The organism is Calothrix sp. NIES-2100 (assembly GCF_963875285.1).
Taxonomy (GTDB): Bacteria; Cyanobacteriota; Cyanobacteriia; order Cyanobacteriales; family Nostocaceae; genus Aulosira.
The window spans coordinates 3,339,062-3,350,697 of record NZ_CAWNLA010000001.1 but is presented as its reverse complement, the minus strand read 5'-3'; the positions used below and the strand labels follow the sequence as shown (position 1 = coordinate 3,350,697).

The following is an 11,636-nucleotide window of genomic DNA, read 5'->3' as shown; positions in this document are numbered from 1 at the left end:
GGCGCAGAGAGGAATGTAAAAGTGATACTAGTACCTCAATCAAACTCTACAGGCCATAAATCTGAAACTGCTACTTCCCAACCTGGAAGCAGTTCGGGAACAGTTAGTACATCGCCATTGTGCAGTACTATTACCTCTTTTCCCACATTGTAAACTTCCACAATTTGCGCATCAGGATTCAGCAAAATTCCGACCTTAGTTCCCAAACTCAGAAATTCTTGAATCTTCGCTCTGATATCCTCTAAATTATCGCTGGGAGACTTAACTTCAACAGTTAAATCAGGAGCCAATTGAGCAAAAGATTTGGGACTGCGACGCAAACGTTCGGCTAAAACAAATGAAGCATCTGGTGCGCGCAAATCTGAGTTTGGCAATCTAAAACCAGCGCTAGAAGCTGTTATTCGTCCTAGCTTACGCGGTTTAACCCAGTTACGTAACTGGGACACCATTTCAGCCGCAACCTCATCTGATTCGTATCCTGAGGGACTCATGACAATAACATTACCTTTAACTAGTTCCATGCGATAGTCGGGGTACTGTTGCTGCATTTTTTCTAAATCTTCAACTGTCAGTGACATAAAGCCTCCGATTCTGACATGGGTTGTATTTATATTATGAGAAATCCAAAACAAACAGGCGATGTCTACAACAGGCTACACCTACGCACAAATGACGAATTAATAAACTATGGTTAACCTCCCAACTGCATTCAACGCACTCCAAGAACAACTCCTCAATGCGGCGGAAAAATTCGCTACCGATGCTCAACCTTTAAGCGAAATGCTAACAGCTTTAATAGCAGATGTAGAAAAAGCCAGCAGCGAACCTCTAGAAATTTTCCCGGTGTGTCATCACTCCCCATCCTCCGCTTTGCAAATGGTGCGACGCTTACGGGAAAAACCGCCGAAAGTAATTTACTTGGAACTGTGCGAAGACTTACAAAACACTGTCGAGAATTTACGCGATTGTAAATTACCTGTAGCTTTACAAGCCTTCGCCGCCGAATCTGAGGATTTTCCACCTAAAATCATGCCGTTGAGTGTGGTTGCACCGATTACCGAAGCTTCCGCAGAATATCAAGCGATCGCCTTTGCTCTACAAAATCCCGAAACTCAGCTAGTATTTGTTGATAGGGCTGTGGATTTTGTCTTCCAATGGGAACCCCCCAATACTAAACCTGTGGAAGAGTCAGAAGAACCCCCCAGCGATGAAGCCAAAATGCACGGTTCAGCGGTAGGTGTAGAAGTAGGTAGCCTCATTCCCACTTTTGACCAATTTTTAAGCTTTTTACTCCGCAATTCCAATACCCGCCACTTTTCGGAATGGTGGGATGAGTATGTGGAAACAGCAATTATCGGCGCAGACTACGAAACCTACCGCCAAGTCATGTTCCTCATCGGTAGCTTGATGCGCCGTTTAGGAACTCGCAATAAAGATATCGAAAGCGATCGCCAGCGGGAACGCTATATGTGGACTTCCATGAAAAAACACATGGCGGCGCATAATATTGCACCATCGGAAGCTATCTATATATGTGGTGCAGCCCACTCAGCTAGCGATGTGGCAGAATATAGCGTTACTAATAATAATCTTTGGGAAATACCGGAACGCACCCAAACTAAATGGTTATACGGTTTAATTCCTTCCAGTTTTGCGGCTATCGAATACCAATTTCATCACCCAGCGGGTACAGTGTCGCTAGCGGAAGCAACTTGGAAAAAGAATCTCAAGGTTACAGGTTTAAAGGGATTTTCGCTCAATAAAGAAGAGAAAGCAAGCAAAACCAAAGCAATTCCTCTTACAGCTACAAATTCCACCCTCGCAGCCTTTTTAACCCGTCCCCCAGAACTAGCTAAAGCCGATACCGAACAATTATTGCAATGGTGTGCTGATATTGTCGGATTGGCGCGGAAAAATGCCTATTTAGCCAGTACAGCCGACTCTATCGCTATTTATCAAACCTCAATGCTGCTAGCGGGGATGCGAAATAGAATGCACCCCACGCCTTACGATTTCCAAGACGCAGCCATAACCTGTCTCGAAAAAGACCGCACCCCGAAAAAACGCAATATTTACCAACTTTGCCAAATTTTACTCGGAGGCGATCGCATTGGGACGGTTGGTTATGCTTCTTTACCTCCCCTGGCGCAAGATGTGTACGACAGACTTCAACCTCTGGGAGTCAACCTACTTGCACAAACCAACCAACGCGCCTTAATGGATTTTAAACAGCAGCCGGAACTTCTACCCTGTTCCGATGTGCTATGGCGATTGCATTATTTATTGGGTGATACGATTGTAAAACCAATTATGGGCGATCGCAGTCTTGGTTCCAAACCAATTCAAGAATCTTGGGAAATCCGCATCGGTAAATACCAGCGCCATATTATTATGCTCGGTTATGAGGGTGTCAGCATCGAGCAGGTTTTAGAACAGCGTTTGAAGAAATTGGCTTTTTCGCCCGAAGCACAAACCAGCGATGCGCTCAAAGCCACAGAAGATAGCATTTTATACGCACGCAGCCTCCGCTTAACACAAGAACTCGGAGAACACGCGATTTCTCTCCTCAAGCAGGAAACTGGTGTCAGCGACGCACCCCAAGTATTTGAACGCGTCCGCCGACTAGTACATTACTACCGCACCACACCCTCTGGCTTACAGGAATGGATAGAGCGTTTTGTCACCACAGGCTACGGACATTACGCCACATTACTACCCCAAGCCTTCGCAGATAGGGGAACAACCCCCGAACAAATCGCCGGGATGTTGAATTTTATCTTCACCCTGGAAAGTTTGGCATTATCTCTCGGTTGTAACCGCAGTCAATTATTAATCGGTGTTAAACAATCCAGCCAAGGTTTAGAAGACCCCGCCAAAATTGGTTTATTGTGGACAACGGAATGGTTACTAACATTAAGAAAATTAGAAGAAATTCGGAAATTCTTCAATGATGTGATTAACAATGAAATGTTAATTAAATCTTTCCCAGAATACTTAAATGGTTTCATCTTATCTCTGACATTTGCACCAAGAATTAGTAAATTTGTCGTAGAACTACTGAGTAAATTATTCGCCACCGTTCCCGATAAAATTTTATTACCTTGGTTACCCAGCCTGATTCTCAAATTGCGACCCCATGCCCAAATTCTCCAAGTATTAATCAAAGAAGCCGCTAGCAATTTCCCGAAAAATTTACCTGGCTTTAATACCTGGGTTCCCGCATGGTCAAAGCCGCAAGCAGAGATTAAAGAACAGGTAAATCGAGTTAAAAATGTCCCAACACTCAGCGAAAATGAATTAAAAATCCGAGAATTTATATTTAATTCTCCAGCCACAACCAATGCTTTAGCCAAATTATTAGGTATTGAAAATTTAACTTGGAAAGAAAATTTAGCAAACCATGAAAATGCTAGCGATAATTTATCTGAACCCGAACTAAAAACTCAAGCATTAATTACTGCTCATCCAGCAACCTTAAATTACTTTGCTGGCATTATTAATTCAACTCTTTAATTTACCTCGCTCCCATGCTCTGCGTGGGAGCGTAGATTTAGCAGGCTCCGCCTCATGAAATATTGCTTTATATAACTCACGCATAGACACGCGGCGGCTTCCGGCTTTCTTAGGCGCAAAGACCCAAAGATTGCTCGAATTATATTAAGCTAATTTTTACAGAGAATGCGTATTACACACGGAATATACAATATCCAAAAAACGCAAAAACAACTCACAACTGACAAACGAAGTAAAAGGTGGGGAACTCCCACCCCCACAAAATTTAAAAATCTTCCAAACCCAGTTTGAGAAATCTTTCAATTATTGGATCATTTTCTGTTATCAATTCCTTACTATAATCTGATTCAATAACCTCAACATGATGCTCAAGATGTGGTTCAATGGACTGAGAAATTAGTTGTATTGGCTGTGGTGGTTCTTCACTCACAGTAATTACAGAAGAAGCAGGCAGTAGTAATAACTGCGACCTTCGGACGTGAGATTTTGACTTAAGTTGTGTCACTTGTGTAGTTGCACCCAGTCCCAGCATTGCACCAGCAACTGTATACATTGCGGTCTGATTCAAGTATTGAACACCCAAGTATCCCAGTGCGATCGCAGATACTGTGGCGGTGATGCTTCCCATGATGACTTGCTGTTGTTTCAATTGTTTATCCTTGACTTTGCTGGTAGTTTATACTTATCTTTTCCTGATTTTAATGTAGCATTCATCACGATTTATCCTAGGGAATAACTACCTAAATGGCAAGTAATCCTGGCAGTCAAGCAGACCTAATACACTTAGTCGAGGTAAGCTGATTTTGGATAGCTTTTGCAGAGTAGAGAACAGGGAGAAGTGTTAAGCTTTAGCCCAACTCTTCCTTAGCCTGAGCTACTGGCAACGGTCAACCTTTTGCTACATATTGTTAGAGATAATACAGATACAGCATTTACTTCAAGTTGACAAGTATCTTTAAATACAAGATGTCATATTGTTCAATTTACCGTCGATTGGCATACAAGGTCAATATTCAACTCGACCCGCAAGGAGTCCGCGCGCGAAATCTTCGATTTGGTGTCGGGAGGAATTGCGGCAATCATCTAAACTGCTACGCATAGCCTTGTACTTCGATTGAGTGAAATTAAGAAATTGTCAAAATTCAGATAAACAGGAATTGAAATTGCGATCGCCCGAAATAACCAAGCAGCCAGTAGGAATTGCGGTTCATTGAATAAGGCAAAATCCGGCTAAAATCTATCCGTCTTCAATCAGCGTGTGTATCCTTTCAGCAATTGCAATCAACCCACCGTTGGCCAAATGCGTAGGCGCAGCCCGCCTTAGGCATCGCACGTAACAGAAATTTTCAGCCGACAAACTAACCTAAAATCAATGAACGCTTCAGGACAAACAGAATGTTAGAGAAAGATAAAGATATTTGGCAGAGCATTCGCGAAAAAGCGATCGCTTACGGAAGGGAGATGGTTCGCAAACAAACAGACATATCTCTCCCTCCTTTAAATACAACTGTTTCCACAAATCGTAGGCAGATTACCTTAAATTCCGTATCAGATAACGACTCCCAAAAATCGGCTTGAGCAAACGAATTCAACATTAGATAATCCTCTTGGGTCGTGGTATGAAGAGCGTTTTTTTGTTGCTCGTGATTTTTCAATTGGTGCTGCAAATCGGTAATAGCTAAATCAATAGCAGGGTTGCGGGGTAAAGTTTGGAGTGTTTGCAGTTGGTGAGTCAGGGTAATAACTGTTTCATCTGTTTTTACTTCTTTCTGCGTCCTGCTGTTTACCTCCCTTACTACATCCTGAGCATGTTGTGAGAGAACCGTTATTACCTTTTTTTTAACTATTGATTTTGCGATTATTTTTCCGTTTGGACAGGCAGTTTTACCTAGTCGCTTGTACTGGGAGCATTGAAACTGTTTCCCCGCTTTGGTTTTTGTCATTGCGCGTCCACAAACGCCACATTTGAATATTCCCGCAAGAATGTGTGGTTTAAACTTAGCTGGGTCTTTTTTGTTGACGTGAGCAGTTAGTTTTGATAAATCTTCATACTCTTGCTCAGATATTAACGCCTCATGCGTTCCGTAATGCCGTTCGATTTCTCCTGATTTTAGCTTATAAAATGTGTGTCCTCGCAGTGCGGGGTTATGTAACCAATTCCTTATGCTAGAAGGGTACATTTTGATTTCAAAACTTTCTAGAAGCCAACGGGAAATAGAACCGTAGGAGTTAGTGTAAAGCCTGTGAATAATTTCCTTGGCAATTAACCAGTTAGAAGGATGAGGAATGCATTTAGTATTTTCGTCCTTTGTGTAGCCAAATGGCGGACTCCCAAAGTATTTCAGATTGGAGCGGTAGTAATCAGTTCCGTGGGAGATACGTTCAGATAATAAGCGACTCTCAAACTCTGCCAACCCAGCAATATTATTAATAGTTAGCCACCCGAAAGCAGAATTTGTATCGCCTAGAGGAGAATCAAGGATAGTTAACTTAACCCCCGTTTGTTGGAGTACTTCTAATGTTTTATGAATGCTAATTACGTTACGCCCAAGTCTATCTAGTCGCGTCACAATTATTTCTGTTGCTACCCCATTCTTGGCTAGGGTAATTATTTGATTAAAGTTTTTCCTCGTGTCCTTTCTGCCAGATTCGATATCATATAGGATTTGCTCAGATCCAGCTTTTTCCAGGCGGCTTATTTGTTGGTCAAGCGCTTCTGTATCTGCTTGCTGACGAGTTGAAACACGAGCATAGCCTATACGCATTTTGGGGTTTTGGGGTTTTTATCAGGTTGAAAATCATAGTACCACAGCGTATTCAAAACACAAACAGTTATGGGAGTTCCCAAAGAACTACCACCAGGAGTCAAACCAAAAGACTACGCCTTACTCACAATGGTAGCCAAAGACATAGCACCAGCTTGGGCAGAAGAAGACTTTTTCACAATTTAGTCAAGAGTCCAAAGTCAAAAGTCCAAAGTCAAGTGACCATTGACCATTGACCATTGACTATTGACTATTGACCCTTGACAAATGACAACTGACAAAGGACAAACAACAAATGACAATTCAAACATTAGACATATCACCCGTCGGTAGAGTCGAGGGTGATTTAGATGTCCGAGTAGAAATTGAAGATGGGTATGTGGTCAACGCTTGGACACATGCTGAACTCTTCCGGGGATTTGAAATCATCCTCCGTGGTAAAGACCCCCAAGCTGGACTAATTGTCACACCTCGCATTTGTGGTATCTGCGGTGGTTCTCACCTGACTTCTGCATCTTGGGCATTAGATACACTTTGGGGTACAGAGGTTCCACGCAATGCGATTTTGGCGCGAAATTTAGGACAAATCGTCGAAACAATCCAAAGTATACCTCGTTACTTTTATGGTTTATTTGCGATTGACTTAACCAATAAAAAGTACCGTAGTAGTCGCTTCTATGACGAAGCCACCAAACGCTTTGCTGCTTTCACTGGGACATCTTACGAACTCGGTGTGACTATTTCTGCTAAACCTGTAGAAATTTATGCATTATTGGGCGGTCAATGGCCCCACAGCAGTTATATGGTGCCCGGTGGTGTGATGTGCGCCCCCACCCTGACAGACATCACCCGCGCTTGGTCATTGTTGGAATATTTCCGTACTAACTGGTTAGAACCTGTATGGTTGGGTTGTTCTTTAGAACGCTATGAAGAAATCAAGAATTATGATGACTTTATGGATTGGTTAGACGAAGACCGGAAACATCGGGATTCTGACTTAGGTTTGTATTGGCGCATGGGTTTAGATATTGGTCTCGATAGATATGGTGCTGGTGTCGGTAAATATGTCACTTGGGGATATTTAGCCCATGAGGACAAATACCAAAAGCCGACCATTGAAGGGCGAAACGCGGCGATGATCATGAAAAGTGGAGTGTACGATAGTTTTAATGACACTCACACCTTGATGGAGCAATCCTTTACCCGTGAGAATACCACTCACTCTTGGTATGATGAGGGGACAGCCAATGTTTTTCCTGGCGATCGCACAACTAATCCCATACAAAAGAATACCAAAGACTTTAATAATGCCTATTCTTGGGCTAGTGCTGTTTTGCACAAAGACTTCGGACGTTTAGAAGCAGGCCCCTTGGCGCGTCAGTTAGTTGCAGGTGGTAAGCATGGCGAATCTTGGCAACACTACGATGGGTTTATCCTAGACGTATTCAAGCAGATGGGTGGTGCTAGTATTCATGTGCGTCAGCTAGCACGAGTTCACGAAATTGTCAAGCTATATCGTCAAGCCGAACATTGCTTGCGCGAATTTAAGTTAAACGACCCCTGGTATATTAAACCCAAAGAAAAAGATGGCAAAGGTTGGGGTGCAACAGAAGCAGCACGAGGTTCTTTGTGTCACTGGGTAGAAGTAGAGGGAGGTAAGATTAAGAATTACCAAGTGATTGCCCCTGGTACTTGGAATATCGGCCCCCGTGATGGTGAAGGAAAGCGCGGCCCAATTGAAGAAGCTTTAATTGGCACACCTATATACGATTCTAGCGATCCAGTGGAAGTTGGTCACGTTGCGCGATCGTTTGATTCTTGCTTGGTCTGTACAGTTCACGCCCATGATGCGAAGACGGGCGAAGAGTTAGCACGTTTTCGGACTGCTTAGATGACGTTAATAGCTAATGGCTAATCATCATTAGCTATTTTCTGCTGAGAATTATGCGATCGCTCATATCTTAATTCGCCATAGCCAATATAACCAAAATACAATATGAAGAATTGCGATCGCCCAAAAGACAACTTGATAGGAAACTTTGCTACTTTTATGACGTAGTGTCTGTTGCGCCACAAACCCACCTAACCAACCACCAGTTAATTCACACAGATGTAAAGTCTTCTCTGGCACTCTCCATTGTCTTTGTTTTGCACGAGATTTATCATCAGCGTAAAGCGTAAAAGTAATGAAACTCATTACAGGATAAAGGATCAGCCCAATTGGGTTACTAGTTGTCAATGCAAGATGAATTGAACCTAAAGCAGGTAGAAGAGATAAAAGCAACGTCTTTAATGCTAATGATGAAAATTTCATCACAGACTTGGATTTAGATTTCCTCAGTGCGCTAGAAGATGAGGACTTAGGTATAGGTGTTGATGTCACCCCTTGAATCGAAGCATTACACGCGCTTACCTTACCGTTTTTATCAACAGTAAGTTGATAATGAATCAAATTTCCAACTTGGGGACGACGGTTAACATCTTTGAATCCACTGATGTGAATAAAGACTTCTTGACTACCATCGCTAGGTTGTATAAAACCAAACCCCCGATTATCTATCCATCTGATTATTTGACCTTTGCTGAAAACAGGTTTCATGAACAAGTATGATATCTATACCTGCTTTATAGTGTGCCCATTTTTCAACGAAGAAACAATAATAACTTTAGCTTTGCATATAGTCAATCATTGTGCATCGATTCTTCAGATTCAAGTAGATGCAATGAATCAAACAATGTACATTGATTGTTCAAGCTAGTATTTATTCTCTAAATTCCATAGTTCACACGTTAGAACCGCCACGAAAACGTTCGATGAATTCAGGATATTTATCCAAATCTTGCAATGACTCTAACGGTGGCATTTCAATCCAGTTTGCTTCCGCATGTAATTTGTCTACATAAGCATAAAAAGCTTCCTGGTCATCTCGATGAGCAAGAACGTAATCATGCAAGTCTTTTTGGCTCATTGCTTGAAAGTTAGGCTTACTCATCCTATGTACCTCCATCTTCCGTTAGGGTATATCTCTATAATATTTTCTTCACCTGCTAAAAAAAAGATATTTCCTGTCCTTTCATCCATACGAACGATATTGATAGGTAAGTAAAACTTCGTAAACCAACAGCACAATATATAGCACTGGGTTTTTTGTTCCGGTGTAGGAATAATTCTTAACTCCTCGCTGATGATGGTTGCTACAATCTCATTGTAAAAACAAGAGCGATGATGCTCTATTCATGTCCAATCCTCTGTGCGTAAATTGGCAATTTGCCCAAAATCAGCCGAATTTCGAGTCAATAGGATAGCTTGATTCACAAGCGCGATCGCCGCAATTTTCAAATCCATCGTTCCCAGTCTAGGATATAAAGCCTTAAGACGTTGAAATTCTTGGGCTGCTTGTGCATCAAATTCTAGGATTGGGATAGAGCAGTAATTAGTTAATTGCTTTTTCAACTGCTTGTAAGCTTCAACTTGTCCCTCAACAGTCCTAGCTTTTGTCACATAACTCAACCAGCCCCGCGTTTGTTCTTCGTAGCTAATGATGGTTGCTACAATCTCATTAGGATTGACATTTGCCAATCGGATGAGAAGACGTTGCGCTCCTACTCCTTTGCGCTCCAAAACACTGAGATGATCGGTATCGAGAATGTACATCTAAGCATCTCGTGATTCTACAGAAGCAGAACGCAAGGATTCACGATACTCGCGTCCTAGCTGCATGGCTTCATCATAAGCTGAGTTGTCAGCAAATGTACCAGCAATCCTCTCCCACCAAGGTTTTGTTGGCAAAGCAACAACTTCCAATTTATTTTTGAGGCTTGCAACTTCAGCCTCTAGAATTGCTACTCGTTCTTCTAGTTGCTGTGACACTGTTGACATAATTTACCTTGACTAATCTTTTTCCTTCATTTTCTAACATAGACTACAAGTAGTCTCATTCACCAAATTCTGCAAACAACTCCGCCAAAACTACATTAGAAAATAAAAAGCCTTGGGGATCGCTTAACCTCAATCTTCCTTCGATAACTTCCACCCAACCTTTATCAAAATAAGGCTGTAGAAATTGGTGAATATCTTCTACTTTCTTTTCCCCAAATTCCGCCCCTAAAGTTTCTAAACTCAAACCTTCAGCTAGACGCAATCCTAACATGAGAGTTTCTAACAAAACTTCATTAACTGGTGTAACTTCACAATCAACGATACAACCTGCTTCTACCCATTGGTAATACTCCTTAGTCTTTCGGGGACGAGTAAACCGTTTAGAGTCAACGTAGCTAGCCGCACCCATCCCAAAACCATAATATGGGCGATTTTCCCAATAAACCCGATTATGTTGACATTGATGACCGGGCTGGGCATAGTTAGATATTTCATAATGCTCGTAACCTGCACCAGTTAAAACTTGCTGTGCCATCTGGTACATTTGGACTGTGGTTTCATCTGTCGGTAAAGGGCGATCGCCTGGTTTGTAATAACGACCAAACGCTGTACCTGGCTCGATGGTAAGGTCATAAATTGAGATGTGAGTGGGTGCGATCGCCACTGCTTGGAAGAGTGAATCCTGCCAATCCTCTAAAGACTGATGCGGTAAACCAGAAATCAAGTCTAAACTGAATTCGGGAATCTCGACTTTGCGGAGTAATTCCACAGCTGCAAAAATATCTGCAATTGAATGCGATCGCCCAGCAACTTTGAGTAACTCTGCTTGAAAAGCCTGTACACCCAAACTTACCCGATTCACCCCTAGACTGCGGTAACCCTCTATATGTGCTAAATCAAACGTGCCAGGGTCCATTTCCATTGAAATCTCTGCCCCTGGTACAATACCAAAATGCCTTTCTAGTGAGGCTAGTATCTGCTGTAACTGGTCTATTGCCAGTAGGGAAGGAGTACCACCACCAAAAAAAATTGTTTTTAAGGGTTGACCAAATGACTGTGTAATGCTGATTTCTTGAATTAGCAGTTCTACATAATGGGAGATAGTACTAGATGTTTCACCACGGGAGCGATCGCCAACCACAAATATGGGAAAATCACAATAAAAGCACCTGCGTCTGCAAAAGGGAATATGCACGTAAGCAGAACTGGGAATGCTAGCAAAATTAAGTTTTTTATCCATTGTGAGAAATATTAAAATTAATCATCCTGAAATTTACCTACTATAAAAATTAGTAGTTTATTAACAAGTTTTATCGTTTTACAACAAAACGATTCATAATATGAAGTTAAAACTATTTGGTTATAATATTTGCAGATATTGCCTGCTTAAACCCCTAGAGTTGAGTAAACATTTATCAATCTAATTGCCGATGAAATAAAAACTACTTACACTCTTTCGGTTAATACAGTTGCAGGAA

General features: G+C 41.9%; 11 protein-coding genes and 1 pseudogene. 3 read left to right on the top strand and 9 right to left on the bottom strand.

Going from position 1 to position 11,636, the window contains the following annotated elements; all coding sequences use genetic code 11:
* Positions 1-35: 35 nt before the first annotated feature.
* A complete protein-coding gene (locus tag AACU32_RS14040; RefSeq protein WP_096600400.1) occupies positions 36-578 on the bottom strand; it encodes a Uma2 family endonuclease in 543 nt (180 codons plus the stop codon).
* A 109-nt stretch (positions 579-687) separates the two neighbouring features.
* Between AACU32_RS14040 and AACU32_RS14035 the strand changes: the two genes are divergently transcribed.
* Positions 688-3,513, top strand: coding sequence for a DUF5682 family protein (locus AACU32_RS14035; RefSeq protein ID WP_096600398.1), 2,826 nt, complete (start codon positions 688-690; stop codon positions 3,511-3,513).
* 265 nt (positions 3,514-3,778) lie between these two features.
* Here AACU32_RS14035 and AACU32_RS14030 read toward each other — a convergent pair whose 3' ends face one another.
* Together AACU32_RS14030 and xisF are read right to left on the bottom strand one after the other, a co-directional pair.
* Positions 3,779-4,162, bottom strand: a complete 384-nt coding sequence (locus tag AACU32_RS14030; RefSeq protein ID WP_339377879.1) for a hypothetical protein — start codon at positions 4,160-4,162, stop codon at positions 3,779-3,781.
* A gap of 799 nt (positions 4,163-4,961) precedes the next feature.
* Positions 4,962-6,278 (bottom strand): fdxN element excision recombinase XisF, encoded by a 1,317-nt coding sequence (gene xisF / locus AACU32_RS14025; protein ID WP_096600394.1) that lies wholly within the window; start codon positions 6,276-6,278, stop codon positions 4,962-4,964.
* 45 nt (positions 6,279-6,323) lie between these two features.
* Here xisF and AACU32_RS14020 point away from each other — a divergent pair.
* Positions 6,324-6,464, top strand: a pseudogene (locus tag AACU32_RS14020) (hydrogenase); the annotation flags it as partial.
* A gap of 109 nt (positions 6,465-6,573) precedes the next feature.
* A complete protein-coding gene (locus tag AACU32_RS14015) occupies positions 6,574-8,169 on the top strand; it encodes a nickel-dependent hydrogenase large subunit (protein ID WP_096600392.1) in 1,596 nt (531 codons plus the stop codon).
* Positions 8,170-8,232: 63 nt separating this feature from the next.
* Here the strand turns inward: AACU32_RS14015 and AACU32_RS14010 are convergent, their stop codons facing one another.
* The 6 genes from AACU32_RS14010 to hemW all read right to left on the bottom strand — a co-directional run bounded on the left by AACU32_RS14010 (position 8,233) and on the right by hemW (position 11,398).
* Positions 8,233-8,877 carry a DUF1294 domain-containing protein gene (locus AACU32_RS14010; protein ID WP_096600390.1) on the bottom strand — a complete coding sequence of 215 codons (645 nt, stop codon included), beginning with the start codon at positions 8,875-8,877 and terminating at the stop codon, positions 8,233-8,235.
* A 184-nt stretch (positions 8,878-9,061) separates the two neighbouring features.
* Positions 9,062-9,271, bottom strand: coding sequence for a DUF6887 family protein (locus AACU32_RS14005; RefSeq protein ID WP_096600388.1), 210 nt, complete (start codon positions 9,269-9,271; stop codon positions 9,062-9,064).
* The gene (locus tag AACU32_RS40720; protein ID WP_445223225.1) at positions 9,268-9,444 is read right to left on the bottom strand and encodes a DUF6888 family protein; all 177 of its coding nucleotides are present in this window, start codon (positions 9,442-9,444) and stop codon (positions 9,268-9,270) included. Before AACU32_RS40720 ends, AACU32_RS14005 begins: the two co-directional genes overlap by 4 nt.
* A 69-nt stretch (positions 9,445-9,513) precedes the next feature.
* Positions 9,514-9,933, bottom strand: coding sequence for a type II toxin-antitoxin system VapC family toxin (locus tag AACU32_RS14000; protein ID WP_096600386.1), 420 nt, complete (start codon positions 9,931-9,933; stop codon positions 9,514-9,516).
* Positions 9,934-10,158: a hypothetical protein gene (locus AACU32_RS13995; RefSeq protein ID WP_096600384.1), complete on the bottom strand. Its 225-nt coding sequence runs from the start codon at positions 10,156-10,158 to the stop codon at positions 9,934-9,936. It lies immediately after the preceding gene.
* Positions 10,159-10,213: 55 nt separating this feature from the next.
* Positions 10,214-11,398: a radical SAM family heme chaperone HemW gene (gene hemW, locus AACU32_RS13990; RefSeq protein WP_096600382.1), complete on the bottom strand. Its 1,185-nt coding sequence runs from the start codon at positions 11,396-11,398 to the stop codon at positions 10,214-10,216.
* Positions 11,399-11,636 lie beyond the last annotated feature (238 nt).

Coding starts and splice junctions, on each gene's coding strand:
- AACU32_RS14040 (WP_096600400.1), bottom strand. CDS start 578: ATGTCACTGACAGTTGAAGATTTAGAAAAAATGCAGCAACAGTACCCC.
- AACU32_RS14035 (WP_096600398.1), top strand. CDS start 688: ATGGTTAACCTCCCAACTGCATTCAACGCACTCCAAGAACAACTCCTC.
- xisF (WP_096600394.1), bottom strand. CDS start 6,278: ATGCGTATAGGCTATGCTCGTGTTTCAACTCGTCAGCAAGCAGATACA.
- AACU32_RS14015 (WP_096600392.1), top strand. CDS start 6,574: ATGACAATTCAAACATTAGACATATCACCCGTCGGTAGAGTCGAGGGT.
- AACU32_RS14010 (WP_096600390.1), bottom strand. CDS start 8,877: ATGAAACCTGTTTTCAGCAAAGGTCAAATAATCAGATGGATAGATAAT.
- AACU32_RS14005 (WP_096600388.1), bottom strand. CDS start 9,271: ATGAGTAAGCCTAACTTTCAAGCAATGAGCCAAAAAGACTTGCATGAT.
- AACU32_RS14000 (WP_096600386.1), bottom strand. CDS start 9,933: ATGTACATTCTCGATACCGATCATCTCAGTGTTTTGGAGCGCAAAGGA.
- AACU32_RS13995 (WP_096600384.1), bottom strand. CDS start 10,158: ATGTCAACAGTGTCACAGCAACTAGAAGAACGAGTAGCAATTCTAGAG.
- hemW (WP_096600382.1), bottom strand. CDS start 11,398: ATGGATAAAAAACTTAATTTTGCTAGCATTCCCAGTTCTGCTTACGTG.